18 protein-coding genes and 1 pseudogene are annotated in these 17,766 nt (G+C 71.6%); 14 read left to right on the top strand and 5 right to left on the bottom strand.

What is annotated here, in order from left to right; translation table 11 throughout:
• Positions 1-43: 43 nt before the first annotated feature.
• From QE388_RS17895 to QE388_RS17880, 4 genes are all read left to right on the top strand, one after another.
• Complete coding sequence (locus QE388_RS17895; RefSeq protein ID WP_307386887.1) at positions 44-712, top strand: FadR/GntR family transcriptional regulator; 669 nt, start codon at positions 44-46, stop codon at positions 710-712.
• A gap of 71 nt (positions 713-783) precedes the next feature.
• Positions 784-1,314 carry a hypothetical protein gene (locus QE388_RS17890; protein WP_307386885.1) on the top strand — a complete coding sequence of 177 codons (531 nt, stop codon included), beginning with the start codon at positions 784-786 and terminating at the stop codon, positions 1,312-1,314.
• Positions 1,315-1,321: 7 nt separating this feature from the next.
• Positions 1,322-2,479 (top strand): sensor histidine kinase, encoded by a 1,158-nt coding sequence (locus QE388_RS17885; protein ID WP_307386883.1) that lies wholly within the window; start codon positions 1,322-1,324, stop codon positions 2,477-2,479.
• Positions 2,476-3,132, top strand: a complete 657-nt coding sequence (locus tag QE388_RS17880; protein ID WP_307386881.1) for a response regulator transcription factor — start codon at positions 2,476-2,478, stop codon at positions 3,130-3,132. The genes QE388_RS17885 and QE388_RS17880 overlap by 4 nt, the downstream gene beginning before the upstream one ends.
• Positions 3,133-3,162: 30 nt before the next feature.
• Here the strand turns inward: QE388_RS17880 and QE388_RS17875 are convergent, their stop codons facing one another.
• Positions 3,163-4,185 carry a putative zinc-binding metallopeptidase gene (locus tag QE388_RS17875; protein WP_275800104.1) on the bottom strand — a complete coding sequence of 341 codons (1,023 nt, stop codon included), beginning with the start codon at positions 4,183-4,185 and terminating at the stop codon, positions 3,163-3,165.
• A gap of 89 nt (positions 4,186-4,274) precedes the next feature.
• Here QE388_RS17875 and QE388_RS17870 point away from each other — a divergent pair, with 89 nt between their 5' ends.
• Together QE388_RS17870 and QE388_RS17865 are read left to right on the top strand one after the other, a co-directional pair.
• On the top strand, positions 4,275-5,264 hold the full coding sequence (locus QE388_RS17870) for a hypothetical protein (protein WP_307386879.1): 990 nt from the start codon (positions 4,275-4,277) through the stop codon (positions 5,262-5,264).
• Positions 5,265-5,271: 7 nt separating this feature from the next.
• The gene (locus QE388_RS17865) at positions 5,272-5,625 is read left to right on the top strand and encodes a YnfA family protein (RefSeq protein WP_275800106.1); all 354 of its coding nucleotides are present in this window, start codon (positions 5,272-5,274) and stop codon (positions 5,623-5,625) included.
• 70 nt (positions 5,626-5,695) lie between these two features.
• On the opposite strand, the gene QE388_RS17860 is transcribed toward QE388_RS17865, so the two are convergent.
• Together QE388_RS17860 and QE388_RS17855 are read right to left on the bottom strand one after the other, a co-directional pair.
• Positions 5,696-6,991: an ABC transporter permease gene (locus QE388_RS17860; RefSeq protein ID WP_307386877.1), complete on the bottom strand. Its 1,296-nt coding sequence runs from the start codon at positions 6,989-6,991 to the stop codon at positions 5,696-5,698.
• Complete coding sequence (locus tag QE388_RS17855; RefSeq protein WP_275800108.1) at positions 6,988-7,695, bottom strand: ABC transporter ATP-binding protein; 708 nt, start codon at positions 7,693-7,695, stop codon at positions 6,988-6,990. Before QE388_RS17855 ends, QE388_RS17860 begins: the two co-directional genes overlap by 4 nt.
• 132 nt (positions 7,696-7,827) lie before the next feature.
• On the opposite strand from QE388_RS17855, the gene QE388_RS17850 reads away from it, so the two are divergent.
• Both QE388_RS17850 and QE388_RS17845 read left to right on the top strand, forming a co-directional pair.
• Complete coding sequence (locus QE388_RS17850) at positions 7,828-9,087, top strand: sensor histidine kinase (protein ID WP_307386874.1); 1,260 nt, start codon at positions 7,828-7,830, stop codon at positions 9,085-9,087.
• Positions 9,084-9,749 carry a response regulator transcription factor gene (locus QE388_RS17845; protein WP_307386873.1) on the top strand — a complete coding sequence of 222 codons (666 nt, stop codon included), beginning with the start codon at positions 9,084-9,086 and terminating at the stop codon, positions 9,747-9,749. Before QE388_RS17850 ends, QE388_RS17845 begins: the two co-directional genes overlap by 4 nt.
• A 53-nt stretch (positions 9,750-9,802) precedes the next feature.
• On the opposite strand, the gene QE388_RS17840 is transcribed toward QE388_RS17845, so the two are convergent.
• On the bottom strand, positions 9,803-10,237 hold the full coding sequence (locus QE388_RS17840) for a DUF2000 family protein (RefSeq protein WP_307386872.1): 435 nt from the start codon (positions 10,235-10,237) through the stop codon (positions 9,803-9,805).
• On the opposite strand from QE388_RS17840, the pseudogene QE388_RS17835 reads away from it, so the two are divergent.
• Both QE388_RS17835 and QE388_RS17830 read left to right on the top strand, forming a co-directional pair.
• Positions 10,125-10,454: pseudogene (locus QE388_RS17835) on the top strand (AraC family ligand binding domain-containing protein); the annotation flags it as partial. The gene QE388_RS17840 and the pseudogene QE388_RS17835 sit on opposite strands and share 113 nt — an antisense overlap.
• Before the next feature lie 83 nt (positions 10,455-10,537).
• On the top strand, positions 10,538-11,062 hold the full coding sequence (locus tag QE388_RS17830; RefSeq protein ID WP_307386870.1) for a helix-turn-helix transcriptional regulator: 525 nt from the start codon (positions 10,538-10,540) through the stop codon (positions 11,060-11,062).
• Here QE388_RS17830 and QE388_RS17825 read toward each other — a convergent pair.
• Complete coding sequence (locus QE388_RS17825) at positions 11,059-11,958, bottom strand: hypothetical protein (RefSeq protein WP_307386868.1); 900 nt, start codon at positions 11,956-11,958, stop codon at positions 11,059-11,061. The genes QE388_RS17830 and QE388_RS17825 overlap by 4 nt on opposite strands.
• A gap of 102 nt (positions 11,959-12,060) precedes the next feature.
• On the opposite strand from QE388_RS17825, the gene poxB reads away from it, so the two are divergent.
• From poxB to QE388_RS17805, 4 genes are all read left to right on the top strand, one after another.
• A complete protein-coding gene (gene poxB, locus QE388_RS17820) occupies positions 12,061-13,785 on the top strand; it encodes a ubiquinone-dependent pyruvate dehydrogenase (RefSeq protein WP_307386866.1) in 1,725 nt (574 codons plus the stop codon).
• A 191-nt stretch (positions 13,786-13,976) separates the two neighbouring features.
• Positions 13,977-14,630, top strand: coding sequence for a hypothetical protein (locus QE388_RS17815; protein ID WP_307386864.1), 654 nt, complete (start codon positions 13,977-13,979; stop codon positions 14,628-14,630).
• A 117-nt stretch (positions 14,631-14,747) separates the two neighbouring features.
• Complete coding sequence (locus QE388_RS17810) at positions 14,748-15,872, top strand: cohesin domain-containing protein (RefSeq protein WP_307386862.1); 1,125 nt, start codon at positions 14,748-14,750, stop codon at positions 15,870-15,872.
• On the top strand, positions 15,869-17,746 hold the full coding sequence (locus QE388_RS17805) for an amidase family protein (protein ID WP_307386861.1): 1,878 nt from the start codon (positions 15,869-15,871) through the stop codon (positions 17,744-17,746). The genes QE388_RS17810 and QE388_RS17805 overlap by 4 nt, the downstream gene beginning before the upstream one ends.
• Positions 17,747-17,766 lie beyond the last annotated feature (20 nt).

The following is a 17,766-nucleotide window of genomic DNA, read 5'->3' as shown; positions in this document are numbered from 1 at the left end:
GGGAGACGGTAGCATAAGTCCTCAGACAAGTTGAGGAGTCAGGATGCCGGACCTGAAACGCGTACCCCTGGCCGACCAGGCTGCCGACGTGCTGCTGGCGCGCATCCGGGCGGGGGAGTGGGCGCTGGGTGCCAAGCTCCCGGGCGAGACGACCCTCGCGCCGCAGCTGGGCGTGGGGCGCTCCACCGTGCGCGAGGCGATCCGGCAGCTCGCGGGTCGCGGCGTGCTCGACTCGCGACACGGATCGGGCGTGTACGTCACCGCTGTCGACGTGCCCGAGGACTGGGAGCAGGTGCTCCGCCGCGCCGATATCGTCACGGTCCTCGAGGCGCGGACGGCGATCGAGGTCGAGGCGGCCGCGCTCGCGGCCGTGCGACGCACCCCGTCCGACCTGCGTGCCATCAAACGCGCACTGGCGGAGCGCACGGCGCCAGGGCAGAGCGTCGAGGAACACGTGGATGCCGACATGGTGCTGCACCGCGCGATCGTCGTCGCGGCGCACAACGACGTGCTCACCGAGATGTTCGACGGCTTCGTCCCGCGCGTGCGCCGAGCGATGGTCGACATGCTGCGCCTGCGCCCCGTCGCGGACGAGGGCCGTGACCACGACGCCCACGCCGACGTCGTCGCGGCGATCGGCGACCGTCGTCCCGAGATCGCCGCCGCCGCGACCCGCGCGCACCTCGACGCGTTGAAGACGGGGTTCGCCTGACGGGCGATCTCCACCCTTTCTCCACCCCGGCGGAGGAAGTCGCGCGAGCGCGCGGAGACGAGTCTCGAAGCATGAACCTCGAAACGCTCGCGGACATCGTCCTCATCGTCCTGCTCGTCGGCTGGCTCGGGTACCGACAGACCACGTGGCGTCCGGTTTCCCCGGCGAAATTGTGGCGCACCCCGCTCATCCTCGCGGTCCTCGGCGTCGTCAATCTGGCGCGGGGAGACCTCGCGATCGGCGGCCTCGATGTCGCCGTCCTCGTGATCGAACTCGTCCTCGCCCTTGGCGTCGGCGCGTGGATGGGTGCCCTCGCGCACTTCCGCCCGCTGGAGCAACGCGTCACCGGCCGTCGCGGCGAGGGAGCTGTCGTCGAATCCCGCACCGGGTGGTGGGGGCTCGCCCTCTGGGCCGCCCTTCTGCTCGTCCGTGTCGGGATCGACGTCGCGGCCACGGCGATGGGCGCCCACGGGGTCACCGGCACCGGTGTCATCCTGCTCGTCTTCGCCGCGAACCGCGCCGCTCGAAACCTCGTCCTCGGTGCCCGCCTCGGGCACCTTCCCGTCGGCGGTGCGCGCCCTCCGCGCATCACCGCGCGATGATGGTGCCGTGACTCCCCACCCGACCGCCTTCGGGGCGGCGCTGACCGTCTTCGGTGCGGCGCTGTGCACCTGGGGTCTGTTCAGCGCACCGCGCCCGATGTGGGCCCTGGTCCTGGCGCTCCTCGCTCTCGCGGCGTGGCTCGTACGGACCGCCCTCGTCTTCGTGCAGCGATCAGCTGCGGCGCGGACCGCACGCGTCGCCGCGCTGTGCGCCATCGGCGCGGGCACCCTCGCGGGTACATCGACCGGAGCCAACTCGCTGATTCCCGCTGCCGTGTGCGCCATGGTGCTCGTCGCCGACCAAGCGGTGTCGGTCGTCGCGGCGGCGGTCACGGCGTGTGGCGGTGTGGCACTGGTCGCGGCGGGCGCCGTCCTGTGGCCGACGTCGGTGTCGGCTCTCGCGGGGATGGTCGCCGCGGTGCTGGTGGGAGCGCTCGCCGGCTTCAGCCGTCGACAGGGTGCGCAGGCCCGACGGCGCGAAGCGCTCCTCGCGGAACGCGAGCGCGCCCTTCGTGAGGAGGCCGGGCGCAACGCGCTCGCGCGCGATCTCCACGACGTCCTGGCGCACACGCTCGGTGGGCTGGTCGTGCAGTTGGATGCCGCCGAGGCGCTCCTCGAGGCGGGAGACGCATCGTCCGCCCACCGCCGGGTGGCCTCGGCGCGCGAGCTGGCGGCATCCGGTCTCGGCGAGGCGCGTCGCGCCGTCGCCGCGCTGCGCCGACCACGGCAACCGGGAGTCGAAGCCGAAGCCGCCGACCGCGACCCGGTCGCATCGATCGTCCTCGACCGTCGCCTCGACGAGCTGGTCGATATGCATCGCGCGCTCGGGGGCGAGATCGCCTGGGAGCGCTCGGGCGACCCCGCGCCCCTCGACCGGGCCCAGGCGGACGCCCTGCACCGCGCCCTGCAGGAAGCGCTCAGCAATGTGCGACGCCATGCCCCGGGGTGCGCGGTCACCGCGCGTCTCGCCTGGCGACCCGGCGTGGTGCGCCTCCGCATCGAGAACCCCTTGCCATCGTCGCCGCCACCCACGCCGAGCGCCGCGCCGGGTTTCGGGCTCCGAGGTATGCGGGAACGCGTGGACGCCCTCGCACTCGGCGGGACGGTGACGGCCGGGCCCGAGGCGGGATCCTTCGTCGTCGCGGTCGAGGAGGTGCTCGCGTGAGCGATGAGCCCCCGATCCGCGTGCTCGTCGCGGACGATCAGGCGATCGTTCGGGATGGACTCGCGACGGTTCTCGCGCTCCTGCCCGACGTGGAGGTCGTCGGCACCGCCGCGGACGGCGAAGAGGCCGTCGCGCTGGCCGTGCAACGGCATCCCGACGTCGTCCTCATGGATCTCCGGATGCCGCGCCTGGACGGCGTTGCGGCCACCGCCCGGCTCGCCGTCGATGTTCCGAGCGCCGCGGTGCTGGTGCTGACCACGTTCGCCGACGACGAGTCCATCGTCGCCGCGCTGACCGCGGGGGCCAGGGGATATCTCACGAAGGATGCCGGTCGCGCCGAACTGGCGGCGGCGGTGCGATCGGTCGCCCGCGGGCAGGCGACCTTCAGCGCCGAGGTGGGCGCGACCATCGTGGACTCCCTGATCCGTCCGCGGCCCCCGGCGTCTCCGGGGGAGGAGCTCGCCGCGCGCTTCCCCCGGCTGACGCGGCGCGAGATCGACGTGTTCGCCCTCCTTGTCGAGGGGCGCACGAACGCCGAGATCGCGGAGCGCCTCTTCGTCGAGGTGTCGACCGTGAAGACGCACGTGAACGCGCTGTTCGCCAAACTCGGCGTGCGAGACCGTCGCGCCGCGGTGGCGCTGGCCCGAGGCTGACGCCTGGCCGAGCTCGAGAGGACGACCTCGTTACGGGGCCTCCCCGTCGCCGCGGCGTGATTCGCTGCTCCCGCTCTCGCGCAGCGACGCGACGAAATCGAGCTTGTCGAGCACCGGATCCGGCAGGAGGAAAGGGTAGAGGTCGTCCTTGCCCATCGACCGGTTGACCATGTTGAGGGCGCTCGCGAGCGGCATCCAGACCTCCGTCACCAGGGTGCGGAAGGGGCCGGATGCCGACGAGTCGACGTGCAGGAGACCGTTGACGGCGGCCGTCTCGACCGTGTCGGTGATGTGGAGGTAATGCGCCCAGGTCTCGGCGAAGTCCTCGTAGGGGTGCATGGTCGCATAGGTGGAGATGTAACGCTCGGGCCAGTCGGCCGGCGGCCCCTCGGAGTAGTGGCGGTCGATCTCGGCCTGGTAGTCGGCGGTCTCGTCGCCGAAGAGGGCGCGGGCCTCGGCGAGGCGGTCGGTCCCCTCGACGAGGATCCACTCGAAGTAGTGTCCGCTCTCGTGCCGGAAGTGGCCGAGCATCGTGCGGTACGCCTCGCCCAACTGCTCCTGCACCCGGACGCGGTAGGCGTCGTCGCTCTCGGCGAGGTCGATCGTGATCACCCCGTCGGCGTGCCCGATCGTGACGTCCTCGGCGACGCTCGACAGCAGGTCGAAGCAGAGGCCGCGCTCGGGGTCCTCGGCCTTGCCGACGACGGGGAAGCCGAGACGGTCGAGCTCGACGAGCAGCCAGCGCTTCGCACGTTCGGCGACGGGGTACTGCGAGAGGCCCTTGGCGTCGGCGTCGTTCGGGCGCACGCGCGTGAGATCGCAGGCCGAGCACTGGCCCCCCTCGACCGGCGCGAGCCACGTGCAGCCCGACAGGTTCAGGTTCCGGCACACGTGCCAGGCTCGTCCGTCCGCGTCGACGTACCGACCGTTCTCGTCGACGGGAACGATCTCGACCTCGTCGCGCGAGAAGCCGAGCGGGGTGTGGCACGACACGCAGATGGAGTTCTCGAACCAGAGGGCGTTCCCGCACACGCGGCATCGGAAGGATTTCACCCCTCGAGCCTGACACGGACGCTCCGCCCTGCGGGATGGGGTTGCGCGGTCTTCCTAGAATCGTGAGGTCGCCCACCGGAAGGACTCCCGTGACCCCCACCCCGGCCGGATCCCTCGCGCGACGGGTGCTGTGGCATCCGTTCCCGTGGGCGGTCGTCTGCTTCGCGGGGGCGGTGGTGCTGTTCGGCCTCGGTCAGGAGTTCGGGGGCTTCCTGCTCTCGCTCGTTGCGGGATGGGCGCTGGCGCAGACGCTTTTGTACGCGCTCGCGTTCCTGCGGACGCGTGCGGTGTCGGTGGCGGTGCATCTCGCGCTGGGGATCGTCGCCGGGTTCGCGGTCTTCCTGGTCGTGCAGCCGGGGGACTGGCCCGTGGCGGTACCGCCGACCGTGCGCTCGACCCTCTCGTTCGCGATGGCGCCCTTCGCGGGGTGGATCTGGCTCTCGTTGGTCGGGCGAGTGACCGCGGCCGTCCAGGCGACCTTGGACAAGCGGGCCGCTCAGCTCGTCGAGCCCGAATGGGAGCGCGCGGGTGGCGAGTGGACGCTCCGGCTCCCCGTCGTGCCGCTCCGACGCTCGACGTACCTCGCGGTCGGCGCGGTGCTCGGCGTGCTGGCGGCCGGAGCGATGGCGACGTTCGTGCTCGTCTTCGCCGACCTCGCGCAGAGGCTCGGCCCGATGGCGATGCTCCTCCTGCTCGGATGGGCGGTGGGGTTGCCCGTGTACCTGGTGGTCGGCGCTCTCGCGCGAGCGCGCACGACCACGGTGGAGCTGTGCCTCAGCGCGGAGCGCGTGCGGGTGCGGACCATCGACGGCGTCACGTTGATGGATGCCGGGACCGATGGCATCCGGAGCCTGACCGTGTCGTCGCGCAACCCGCCGACGCGGATCGTCGTGCGCCCGGTCGAGGGACCGGGACTCGTGCTGCTGGTGGGCATGGCGCGCCAGCCGAAGGGGACGGCGGCGACGGTACCCGAGCCCCCGCGACGGCTGCGCCACGCGCTGGAGGGGGCGGGGCTGACGGTGGTGGAGGGCAAGCGGGCCCGGGCGGGCGAGGCGACCCTCGAGCGCTCACCCGGATAATGGCGGAATGACCACCGCCCGGATCGTCATCCTCTTCGCCGTCGCCGCCCTGGCCGAGATCGGCGGAGCCTGGCTCATCTGGCAGGCCGTCCGCGAGAACCGGGGCTGGTGGTTCGCTCTGCTGGGCATCATCGCGCTCGGGGCCTACGGGTTCTTCGCGGCCCTGCAGCCGGAGGCGAACTTCGGCCGCGTCCTCGCCGCGTACGGGGGAGTGTTCATCGCCGGCTCGCTCGCGTGGGGGATCGTCGTCGACGGCTTCCGCCCCACGACCTGGGACTACGTCGGCTCGGCGATCGCCCTCGTCGGCGCGGCGATCATCATGTTCGCCCCCGGCCAGTCGACGGCGGGAGAGATCTCGTGAGGGATGCCGTGACCCCGGCCCTCCGCGACCGACGGGCGGCAGACCCGGAGATCCGCCGCCCGCTTCGCCGTCACTCGTAGCGCAGCGACTCCACGGGATCGGCCCGCGCGGCCCGCGCCGCCGGAAGCGTCCCCGCGAGGAACGCGATCCCCATCACCACGAGGGTCGTCACGAGGATCGACACCGGGTCGAACGCGATGAGCTGCAGTCCCGGCAGGTCGCTGAACAGGTTCGCCGCGAGCTGCGCGCTCACCGCCGTGCCGACGCCGATCGCGATGACCGCGCCCAGCGCGCTGCCGAGGAATCCGATGAAGATCGCCTCGAGGCTGAAGAGCGAGAAGATCCGCCCGCTGCCCATTCCCATCGCCTTCATGAGGCCGATCTCCCGGGTGCGTTCCTGCACCGACATGAGCAGGGTGTTGACGATGCCGAAGCTCGCCGCCAGCAGCGCGATGATCGCGAACGCGTTCAGCACCAGGACGATGCCGTTGATCACCGACTCGAACGTGCCGAGCTGATCGGCCACGGTGGTCCCCGTGTAGCCGGCGTCGCTCAGCGCGGTCTTGACCTCGTCGACCTGCGCGGTCGTCGCCGACGACACCGTCACGCTCGCCGAGGCGTACCGGTCGAGCTGGTCGGCGGGGACCCCGGTGTTCTGCAGCGTGAACAGCTCCTTCTCGAGGGCGGTGTTCGTGGTGAGCGAGGTCGTGCCGCCGAACGCGTCTTCGGTCACACCGGTCACGGTCACCTCGACGAGATGCTGCGTGCGCACCGGGTCGGTCACCGCGATCGTCACGGTCGCCCCCACCGCGTCCGTGGCGGTCGCGAAGCCGAGGGGTGTCACCAGCGCCGACGGGAGGGCGACCTGCAGCGCGTCGGAGCCGTCGTCGGGTGCTGACCCGTCGGCGATCCGCGGGGTCTGACCGGCGACGAGGCTGCCGACCTGTGCCACGTACGGGTCGCCGCCCGGTGCCTCGACGTAGTCGATCGACACCGACGTCACGGGAACGACCTTCTCGACGCCCGCGATCTGCGAGATCGTCGTGATGTCCTGGTCGGTGAGCGCGGTCACCTCCGTCGTGCCGCCGGGGCGACCTCCGGGCTGCGACGCCGAGGCGACGGCATCCGGATCGTACTTCTGCGGCCCGGTCGAGGTCGCCGTGGTGGTCTTCGTCACGGTCAGCACGTCGGAGGCGCCCATCGAGGCGACCGTGCTGTCGATGAACGCATTGATGCCCGTGCCCAGACCGTTCGTGATGGTGAGGGTGAAGGCACCGACGAAGATCGCGAGCACCGTGAGGATCGTGCGCGTCTTCGAGCGGAACGTGTTCGCGACGGCGGTGGAGACGAGGTCGACGGTTCTCATGCGGCGCTCCGTTCGTCGGCGACGATCAGGCCGTCGCGGATCTGCACACGTCGATCGCAGCGCGCGGCGAGGTCTTCGTCGTGCGTGACGACGATGAGCGTGATGCCGTGCTCGCGATTCAGACGGAAGAGGATGTCTTCGACGACGGCGCCGGTGGCCGTGTCGAGGTTGCCGGTGGGCTCGTCCGCGAAGATCACTCGCGGATCGTTCACGAGGGCGCGGGCGATCACCGCGCGCTGCTTCTGTCCGCCCGAGAGAGCGGTGGCTTTGTTGCGCGCCTTGTCGGCCATGTCGAGCTCGGCGAGCGCCGCTCTCCCGCGCCGCGCGCGCTCGGCACGGCCCACCCCTGCGATCTTCAGCGGCAGCACGACGTTGTCGAAAACCGAGGCGCTGGGGGTGAGGAAGAACTGCTGGAACACGAACCCGAACGTCTGGTTGCGCGTGCGGTTGAGTCGACGACCGCGCAGGGTCGTGGCATCCACTCCGTCCAGGCGCACGGTGCCCCGGGACGGGGCGTCCATGAGGGCGAGCAGGTGCATGAGGGTCGATTTGCCGGATCCGCTCTTGCCGACGATCGCGATGCTCTCGCCGCGATGGATGTCGAGGTTCACGCCGCGGAGGGCGTCGAAGCGCGCGGAGCCGCGTCCGTAGGACTTGTGCAGATCGGTGACCGAGAGGAGTGGGGGAGGTGGGTCGGATGCCATGCCCTCACCCTCGCTCGCGGGTGGGGCGCCGCGCGTCCCACGGGTGGGGTGACCGTCTACCCCGCGTGGGGGATTCGCGGATGCCCCCGTCGGGCGATGGCCGGGGGCGTCGGGACGCGCGAGACTGGAGCGGTGAGGGCCGACGAGACGAGCGATGCGGTGCCGCGCTGGCCCTGGGCCGGTCGCCCGTGGCTGATCGACGCGTTCGTCGTCCTGCTCGTCGCGGGTCCCGCGTTCGCGCCCCTTCCCTTCGCCGAGATGCGGCCCTCGAGCCCGCTCGCGTTAGCCCTCGTACTGTCGCCCGCGCTCGCCCTGCCTTTCCGTCGTCGGTGGCCGCGGACGGTGCTCGCCGTGTGCGTCGCCGCATGGGCCGCCGCCCTGACGCTCGGCACCCTCTCTCCGGGCGGCGCGGTGGCCATGGTCGTCGCGACCTACGGCGTGGCGCACCGCACCCCGCGTCGCTCGTCGATCATCGCGACGGCCGCCGCCGTGGTCGTCGTGCTCTCGACGGGCGTGATCGTCTCGCTCGTGTCGGGTATGGACACCCGAGTGCTCCAGGTGGCTCTCTCGCTCTCGCTCGCCGGGGCGGTGGGCGATGCGGCGCGCTCGCGCCGCGCGTACGTCGAAGCCGTCGTCGAGAGGGCGCGCCGTGCCGAGGAGACGCGCGAGTCCGAGGCGCGGCGCCGCGTCACCGAGGAACGCCTGCGCATCGCCCGCGACCTGCACGACGCCGTCGCGCACCGCATCTCGGTGATCAGCCTGAACGCGGGCGTCGCCACCTCGATGCTCGAGACGCGCCCCGACCGCGCGCGTGAGGCTCTCGCCACGATCCGCACCGCCTCGCGCGACGTGCTCGGCGAGATCGGCACGATGATGAGCGTCCTGCGTGCACCCGACGACGCTCCCGTCCGCGTCCAGCCGGGGCTCGCGCGGGTGCCCGAGATCGTCGAGTCCGTGCGCGTCGCCGGGTGGGACGTCGTGGTGCGCGACGAGATCGGGACGGATGCCGAGGCCGCCGGCATCCCGCTCGGCGTCGACATCGTGGCCTATCGCGTCGTGCAGGAGGGACTCACGAACGCGCTCAAGCACGGCACGACTCGCCGTGCGCACGTGCTGCTGCGTCGCGACCGTGACGAGCTGGAGATCGTCGTGACGAATCCGGTCGAGCAGGTGCCCGACGCCGGCGACCGGGAACTTCCCCCGTCGGGCTTCGGACTCGTGGGGCTTCGCGAGCGCGTCGACGCGGTGCGCGGCACTCTCGAGGCGGGTCTCGCTCCCGGCGGCTTCCGGCTCGCCGCGCGGCTGCCGCTGCCCGCGCGCCCGGGACCGCTCTCCGCGAACCAGGGGAAGCCCGCGCCGCGGCCGACACCCACCGGGGAGCGCGCGTCATGACGACCGTGATCGTCGTCGACGACCAAGCGCTCATCCGCACGGCCGTGCGCGACCTCCTGGATGCGGCCGAGGGGATCTCGGTCGTCGGCGAGGCGGCGGACGGCGACGCCGGCCTCGACCTCGCGCGGAGGCTCCGCCCCGACGTCGTGGTGTCGGACATCCGGATGCCGCGCCGCGACGGCATCGAGCTGACCGCGCTCGTCTGCGCCGATCCGGCGCTCGCCGAGACCCGGGTGCTGATCCTCACGACCTTCGAGGAGGACGACTACGTCGTCGCCGCCCTGCGCGCCGGAGCGAGCGGCTTCATCGGCAAGGGCGCCGAACCCGACGACATCGTTCGGGCGGTGCTGTCGGTCGACGAGGGCGGGGCGCTGCTCTCGCCCGCCGCGACCCGCGCGCTGATCGAGAAGTACGTGCGAACCACGGGGTCGCCGGACGTGCCGGCCCCCGTCTCGCTGGAGGGTCTCACCGAACGCGAGCGCGAGGTGCTGCTGCACGTCGCGCGCGGGCGCTCCAACGACGAGATCGCTGCGCACCTGTACATCTCGCCGCACACCGCGAAGACGCACGTGAAGAACACGATGCTGAAGCTCGGCGCGCACGACCGCGCCCAGCTCGTGATCGCGGCATACGAAAGCGGGTTGCTCGCGCCGGGGCGGTGACGGCTCGGCCCGCGGAGCGCGCTCGGCGAGGGCTCCAGGGACGGACCCGCGCCTCAGGCGTGGAAGCGCGCCCCCTTCGTGATCCGGTCGACGGCGTTGCGCGGCCCCCGGAGCGCGATGCCCACGAGATCGAGGTCCGCGGCCGGCACGGCGGCGACCGCGGCGCGGTTTGCCGCGTCGTGCGAGGTCGAGAAGAGCTCGCGCGTGTACAGGGCCAGGGCGACGTCTTCGCGCGCCGCGGCCTTCGCCCGAGCGCGGGCGAGGGTCTCGGCATCCGCGGTCATCACCATGACGGGTTGACGGAGCATCGGCGAGTAGGTCGTGCGGTCGGCGTCGCGATACGACTCGCCGACGAGGTCGGGGGCGCTCGTGGCGATGCCGCTCATCACGAAGGCCGTGACGTTGAGCTCCTGCCAGGGGGCGAGGTCGTCGGCGAGCACCACGACCACCTTCGTGTCGAACAGGGGAGCGGGAGAGGCATCGGTCATGACTCCACCCTCGTCCCGCGGCGTCGGGGGTGTCTTGTACGTTTCTTGCATGGGTGATCGGGTGCGGGCGTGGCATCCCGACGTCCCGATGCTGCGCGAGGTGTACCACGCGAGCTTCGCGCACCGCTACCCGCCGCACACGCACGACGACTGGGCCGTGATGCTCGTCGATCGCGGTGCCGTGACCTACTCCCTCGACCGCGCCGAGCATCAGGCGACGCCGACGGCGCTGACCCTGCTGCCGCCCGGGATCGCGCACACGGTCGTCCGGCGGTCGACGGCTCGGGCTACCGCAAGCAGGTGCTGTATCTCCGGGGCGACTGGCTCGACGACGGCGTCGCCGCGCGGATCGCGGATCGCCCCACGCTCACGAAGGCCCCGGCGCAGACCGCCGCGCAGCGCGTGCACGCGGCTCTCGCCCATCCCGGCGACGAGATGGCCGCGGAGCATTGGCTGCTCACCGTCCGCGACGCCGTGCTCGCGCACGCTGGGTCATCGGCACCGGCGCGCCGAGACGCGCCGCTCGCCCGGCACCTGCGCGCGATGCTCGACGACCGCTACACCGAGTCGTTCACCATCGCCGAGGCCGCGGCAGAGCTCGGCGCCCACCCCAGCCACCTCGTCCGGGTGTTCTCTGCCACGTACGGCATCGCTCCGCACCGCTACCTCGTCGGCCGCCGGGTCGACGCCGCACGTCGTCTGCTGGGGGAGGGATGCCGGCCGGCCGATGTCGCGGCCCGCACCGGCTTCCACGACCAGGCGCACCTCGCTCGGCACTTCCGCCGCGTGTGGGGTGTGACGCCGGGCGCGATCCGCGCGGCCTAGACGCGGCGCGCGTCCGCCGCCTCGGTCAACCCCGCCATCCACGACGCCATGCGGTCCTGGCCCGCGCTCGTGTCGAGCTCGTCGCGCAGCTCGGGATGCTCTCTCCAGAACCGGAGCACGACGTAGACGAGCCACGCGTGCGACGCGAGCGAGTCGACGGGGACGTGGTGTTTCTCCACCGCGCCGCCGGCGTCCGCGGCGTGGAGCTTCAGCTCGGGCACCGTGTTCCCGCGCCGTGCGTCGACGAGCCCGCCCGGTACGACATCGACGATCGCGTCCCACGGCCAGGAGCGGTCGAACTCGCCGCGATCGAACGAGTACAGCGTGACGCCGGAGCGGCCCACCACCAGGCCGCGCGGACGCCGCGCGAACCACCGTGCACGCCCGCGCACCGCGAGCGAGTTCGCGCCGGCGAGAGCGACGATCACCGCGGCCAGCGTCAGCGGCACGAGGAAGACGAGAACGAGCAGCACCTGGCCGCCTTCCACGATGCAGCGGACGATCAGGATGCCGCACGCCGCCGTCGTCACCAGGCCGCCCCCGAGCAGCCACAGGCACGACCACAGCGAAGGGGCGCGCTGCCGGAAGAACGACACCCACGAGTCGGCGGGTCGCGTCTCGGCGCGCGTGAGCGCGAGCGCGTTCACGAACTCGGGCAGCGCGCGCTCGCCGCCCGCACGCTCGCCCCCGACGGCGACCACCGCGAGGAACCCGAGGAGCAGCAGCGCGAGGATCGTCCCGAGGACGGTCTGCTCGCCGACGACGGCGCCCCACAGCGCAGCCGAGAGCGCGAGACAGCACACGACGAGCACGTTGGTGATGAGCCGCGACCGCGGCCGCGCCGGGCGAAGGTTCCAGCCGGACGGCAGGGGGTACGGAGCCAGCGGGACGCTCATGGGTCCATCTCAGCATCGATCCGTGGCCCTCGGTGGGTCCCTCTCCCCGCTCGCGGACGGGCGTAGCGTGAGGGGTACCGCACGTTCGTCGAAAGGACTCCCGTGACCACCGTCGCTGAGAACATCGTCGCCTCCCTCCGCCGCCACAACATCGAACGGGTCTATGGCCTCCCCGGCGATTCGCTGAACGGCTTCACGGATGCCATCCGCCGAGACGGCGTGATCCGGTGGCAGCACGTGCGGCACGAGGAGGGAGCGGCTTTCGCGGCCGCGGCCGAGGCCGAGTTGACCGGCGAGCTCACGGTGTGCGCGGGTAGCTGCGGGCCGGGAAACCTCCACCTCATCAACGGTCTCTACGACGCCAACCGCTCGAGGGTTCCGGTCCTGGCGATCGCCGCGCACATCCCGACGGCCGAGATCGGCACGAACTACTTCCAGGAGACGCACCCGCAGGAGTTGTTCCGCGAGTGCTCCGTCTACGTCGAGTACGTCGCCGACCCCGTGCAGATGCCGCGCCTGCTCGAGATCGCGATGCGCGAGGCGATCGAGAAGCGCGGGGTCGCGGTGCTCGTCATCCCCGGAGACGTGCTGCTGGCGAAGGCCAAGAACGAGCGGGTCGTCGCGATCGAGCGCGCGACCCCTCGCATCCTTCCCTCTGAAGAGGAGCTTCGACGCACGGCCGAGGTGCTCAACGCCGCCCAGAAGGTCACGATCCTCGCGGGCGCGGGCGTCGCGGGGGCGCACGACGAGGTCGTCGAACTCGCCGAGCGTCTGCGGGCGCCCGTCGTGCACGCCCTGCGCGGCAAGGAGCACATCGAATGGGAGAACCCGTACGACGTCGGGATGACCGGACTCCTCGGCTTCTCGTCGGGCTACCGCGCGATGGAAGACGCCGACGTGGTGCTCATGCTCGGCACCGACTTCCCGTACCCGCAGTTCTACCCTCAGCACGCCACGCACATCCAGGTCGACATCCGGGGTGCGCAGCTGGGCCGGCGGCATCCGGTCGACATCGGCCTGGTCGGCACCGTCCGCGACACGGTCCAGGCGCTGCTGCCGCTGCTGACCGAGGGGAAGTCCTCGCGGCACGCCGACGACGCGCGCGAGCACTACCGCAAGACGCGCGCGAAGCTCGACGACCTCGCCGTGCCGACGGGTCGCGGAAAGCCGCTGCACCCGCAGTTCGTCGCGCGGACGCTCGACCGCCTCGCCGAGGACGACGCCGTCTTCATCCCCGACGTCGGCTCGCCCGTGGTGTGGGCCGCGCGCTACCTCACGATGACGCGCGATCGTCGCCTGATCGGGTCGTTCTCGCACGGCACGATGGCCAACGCCGTCTCGCACGCGATCGGAGCGCAGTCGGCGTTCCCCGACCGGCAGGTCATCGCCCTCGCCGGTGACGGCGGCCTCGCGATGCTCCTCGGCGAGCTCATCACGATCGTGCAGAACGAGCTGCCCGTGAAGGTCGTCGTCTTCGACAACTCCTCGTTGAACTTCGTCGAGCTCGAGATGAAGGCCGCGGGCTTCGTCACCTTCGGCACCGACCTGAAGAACCCCGACTTCGCGGCTGTTGCCGAAGCGATCGGGCTCAAGGGCTTCCGCGTGGACGACGCGGACGATCTCGAGGGCGCGCTGTCCGCCGCTCTCGCGCACGATGGGCCCGCGCTGGTCTCGGTGAAGACCGCGCGGCAGGAGCTGTCCATGCCGCCGTCCGTCACCCTCGAGCAGGCCAAGGGCTTCACCCTCTACGCGATCCGCACGGTGCTCTCGGGGCGCGGCGACGAGCTGATCGACCTCGCCGCGACGAACTTCCGGCAGCTGTTCTGACCGGAGCGCACGTCACATCAGGGGAAGGCGCGAGAACAGGATCGATGCGGCGCGCGCCGGCCTGTTCCGAGCGTGCGTCCTGTTCTCAACGAGGGGCGACGGCATCCTGTCTCCCGCCTGTCACGCGCTCGCCGCCAGGGTTCTGCCAGAATGTCGCGGTCGACATTGTCCCCCCGAATGGAGACCACCCCATGATCCGCCGACGCTCGGCTCCCCTCATCGCCCTCACCCTCATCGCGACCGCTCTGGCGGGCTGCACCGGTGTCGCTCCCGGCGACGATTCGCCCGACGAGCCGGCCCCGCAGGCGATCGACGACGGCGCCGCGACCGAGGCGCCGGACGGGACGGATGCCACGACCTCCCCGGCATCCGGGAGCTACCCCACCTGCGACGAGGTGAAATCCGCCCTCGGCCCGGAGGTGGCCGAGCTCGTCGAGGTGCCCGGGTCAGAGAACGGTGAGAGGGACGGCTCGAGCGGGCACGAGTTGGCGTGCACCTGGATGACGCCGCAGACGGCGCAGCAGTCGCTCGATCTCAACAACTACGGCGGGATCAGCATCGGCATCATGCGCGACCCGAGCTACGTCGAGAAGGACTACGACGATCTCGGCTGGACGATCGACGACCCTCGGCTCGCTGCCGACGACGCCTGGGCGCTCACGGCGGGCGGACAGTACGATCCGGCCGCGCAGGTGAACATCACGAGCGTGCAGGTCGTGCGCGACGGCACCGTCGTGGTCATCACCGGCGGGGGAGTCGCGCTGCAGGACGTCCCCGAACTCGCCGCCCTCACCGAGGGGTGGGCCGTCGGCGCCGGACTATCGGTGCTGGACTTGATGCGCTGACCGCGGCGAGTCGGAGACGACTCAGCGCAGACAGAACGAACCGTCAGGCTATTCACAGTATGGTGGGCGAAGTCGGCGAAACCGACGCGCTTTCCCGCCGACCGTGAGGCCCATTGCATGCCGCGACTCCGAAGCCGCTGGCTCGTCCTCCTGCTGTCGACGATCGCGGCGACCGCGCTCCTCGGCTCCGCGACACCCGCCGCGATCGCTGCTGAGTCCTCCCCGTCGCTGACGGCGACGCTGTCCGACACGGGCGGCGCGTCGGGGGATCCGGTCGCACTCGACCTGGGAGTGACCGGGGCAGCCGACCTCTACGCCGCGACGGTGCGCGTCACCTACGACGCCGACCGTGTCGTTCTCGACCCCGCCGCGGTGACGTCGGACTTCCCGGGCATGTTCAGCGTGTCGGGCGTCGAGGGGGCGATCGACTTCACCGTGACGCGTCTGGGAACCTCGAGCGGCCGAACGGGCGACGTTCCCCTGGGGTCGCTGGGCTTCGTGGCCACGGGGCCGGGAGAAGCACTCCTCCGCATCGACGAGGTCACGATCATCGACTCCGCCCTGGTCGGCACGACGCTCACGCCCGCCATCGGCCTGGGCTACACGGTCGCCCCCTCGTCGTCGGCGCCGGAGCCGTCCGCGCCGGGCGCACCGCCGACCATCTCGGTGACGGGGCAGGGCTCGGGCGTGTCGCGCGGCGGGGACAGGACGTTCCGCGGCTCGGCTCCGCAGTCGTCCGCGGCCCCGACCGCGACATCGCCGAGGATCACGGCGTCATCGCTCACCCCGCGGGTCGGCGAGACGATCACCCTGACCGCCCGCGGACTCACCCCCGATGCCGCGTACCGTGTCGGACTGGACTCCGACTCGATCCGCCTGGGTGAGGTCACCGCGGATGAGACCGGATCGTTCGTCCTGGCGGCGACGATCCCCGAGACCGCCCCCACCGGGCAGCACGAGATCGTCGTCCTCTCGCGGGGGCTCGCGGTGACGACGCTCCCGATCACGATCCGCGCGGCGGACGAAGCGGCATCCGCCCCGCGGAGTTCGGCCAGCCCCTCCGTCGGAGCCGCCGGTGTCACGAACGAGGCGACCGCCGACGCCGCGCCGGTGTCCGCGGACTCGACGTCCGCGCTGGTGTGGGCGCTCATCGCGGTCGTCGTCCTGCTCGGCGCGGCCGCGATCGTGCTCATGAGGCGACGGTTCCATCGCGCCGCAGGCGATGACGGGGGTCGGGGATGAACGCTCTCCGCTTCGCCCCCGCCCCGATCGTGGTGAAGGGAACACTCGTGAGAAGGACGATGCTCGTTTCCGGGGTGGCCGCCGTCACCGCGGCGGCGCTGGTGTTCGGGGCGGTCGCGCCGGCGCACGCCGAGACCGACTCGGTCAGCTATGCGGCTCCCGCCTACCAGCGCGGCGAACTCACTGGCGACGCGAAGGTCGACCGCGACGACCTGACCGTGCTGATGACCGCCGTCGGGCGGAAGGCCGGTGATCCCGGATGGGATGCCGTCGCCGCGGCGGACGCTGATCAGGACGGTGCGATCACGGTGACCGACGTCGCCGCGCTCTCGAAGCAGTTCATCTACGACGACGACCCCTTCGAGCTGCAGGAGACCGACGTCGTCGCGATCCAGAAGGCGATGACGGCCGGGACGCTCACCTCCCAGGAGCTGACGGCGCAGTATCTGCGCCGCATCGCCGCCTACGACCGCACGGCCGGGCTCGACCCCCGCGACCCGGACGCGGCGCTCGAGTCCATCATCGCGACGAACCCGACGGCCATGGCCGAGGCTGCGGCTCTCGACGCGGAGCGGGCAGCGACCGGGCCGCGCAGCATCCTGCACGGCATCCCGGTCATCGCGAAAGACAACATCAACCTGGCTGGGCTCGCCACCACCGCGGGGTGCGCCTGCCTGGCCGACAACGTGACCTCGACGGACGCCGAGGCCATCACGCGGCTGAAGGCGATGGGGGCGATCGTGATCGCGAAGGCCAACCTGTCGGAGTTCGCGATGTCGACCGTCGTGTCGAACAGCTCGTACGGCAACACCAAGAACGCCTACGGTTTCGATCTGCCCCCGGGCGGGTCGAGCGGCGGCACCGGTGCTTCGGTCTCGGCCAACCTCGGAGCGGTGGGGCTCGGCACCGACACCGGCGGCTCGGTACGAGTCCCCTCGTCGTACAACGCCCTCGTCGGCATCCGTCCGACCGTCGGGCTCGTCAGTCGCGAGGGGGTCCTTCCCCTCGACGAGTACCGGGACACCATCGGTCCCATGACACGCACGGTCTCGGATGCCGCGCTGTCGCTCGACGCGCTGGCGGAGGCTTCGCCCGGCGAGCACGCGATCGCTCCGGAGGCGTTCCGCAAGCCCGTCTCGTACGCGAGCAGCCTCGATCCGAACGCTCTTCAGGGCGTCCGCGTCGGCTACCTCGTGGACCGAGGACCCACGGACGCGCAGACCGGGGACTTCCAGCTCGTCGCCGCGGCGCGTGCCGACCTGGAGGCCGCCGGCGCCACGGTCGTCGACATCGCCTCGTTCGACCCGGTCGCTGGCGGCCGGATGGAGGACATCCACGGGAGCAAGACCTTCACCCACGGAGTCGACGTGTACCTCGACACCTACTACCGACCCGGCTACACATTCGCCGACCTGGCGCAGAAGGTCACCGATGCCGAAGCGGCGGGGCATCCGCTCTCGAGCTGGCCGGCGGAGGTCGTGCGAGAGTTCGCCTCGACGACCACGGAGGAGCGCGAGGCGGCCTACGGCCCCTTCCGTGCGGGGCAGAAGGCGGTCCAGGATCGAATCGACCAGCTCATGCGGGAGAACGACCTCGACGCGCTCATCTATCCGAGCACCGGCGCCCCCGACCTCCTCTCGGGCTTCAACAATCTCATCAGCGCGGCCAGCGGCTACCCGGCGATCTCGGTGCCCATGGGGGCCACCGACGTCGACCTGCCAGAGGGGACGATCCTGGGGATCCACCGCGGTCTCGAGTTCCTCGGCGCGCCCTATGCCGAGGACCGCCTGATCGGCTTCGCGTACGCGTACGAGCAGCAGACCCACCACAGGCAGGCGCCCTCGCTGTTCCCCGATCTGCCGACCGAGCCCTGACCCGAGCGCCGACGCTCTGC

The organism is Microbacterium sp. SORGH_AS_0969, assembly GCF_030818255.1.
GTDB lineage: Bacteria > Actinomycetota > Actinomycetes > Actinomycetales > Microbacteriaceae > Microbacterium.
The sequence above is the reverse complement of the archived record's forward strand: the minus strand, read 5'-3'. Positions and strand labels throughout refer to the sequence as shown.

What these genes read in the sequence shown, in the direction of transcription:
- QE388_RS17855 (WP_275800108.1), bottom strand. Translation starts at nt 7,695, where the DNA reads ATGGCATCCGACCCACCTCCCCCACTCCTCTCGGTCACCGATCTGCAC.
- QE388_RS17865 (WP_275800106.1), top strand. Translation starts at nt 5,272, where the DNA reads ATGACCACCGCCCGGATCGTCATCCTCTTCGCCGTCGCCGCCCTGGCC.
- QE388_RS17840 (WP_307386872.1), bottom strand. Translation starts at nt 10,237, where the DNA reads ATGACCGATGCCTCTCCCGCTCCCCTGTTCGACACGAAGGTGGTCGTG.
- QE388_RS17825 (WP_307386868.1), bottom strand. Translation starts at nt 11,958, where the DNA reads ATGAGCGTCCCGCTGGCTCCGTACCCCCTGCCGTCCGGCTGGAACCTT.
- QE388_RS17890 (WP_307386885.1), top strand. Translation starts at nt 784, where the DNA reads ATGAACCTCGAAACGCTCGCGGACATCGTCCTCATCGTCCTGCTCGTC.
- QE388_RS17805 (WP_307386861.1), top strand. Translation starts at nt 15,869, where the DNA reads ATGAACGCTCTCCGCTTCGCCCCCGCCCCGATCGTGGTGAAGGGAACA.
- QE388_RS17895 (WP_307386887.1), top strand. Translation starts at nt 44, where the DNA reads ATGCCGGACCTGAAACGCGTACCCCTGGCCGACCAGGCTGCCGACGTG.
- QE388_RS17810 (WP_307386862.1), top strand. Translation starts at nt 14,748, where the DNA reads ATGCCGCGACTCCGAAGCCGCTGGCTCGTCCTCCTGCTGTCGACGATC.
- QE388_RS17815 (WP_307386864.1), top strand. Translation starts at nt 13,977, where the DNA reads ATGATCCGCCGACGCTCGGCTCCCCTCATCGCCCTCACCCTCATCGCG.
- QE388_RS17845 (WP_307386873.1), top strand. Translation starts at nt 9,084, where the DNA reads ATGACGACCGTGATCGTCGTCGACGACCAAGCGCTCATCCGCACGGCC.
- QE388_RS17860 (WP_307386877.1), bottom strand. Translation starts at nt 6,991, where the DNA reads ATGAGAACCGTCGACCTCGTCTCCACCGCCGTCGCGAACACGTTCCGC.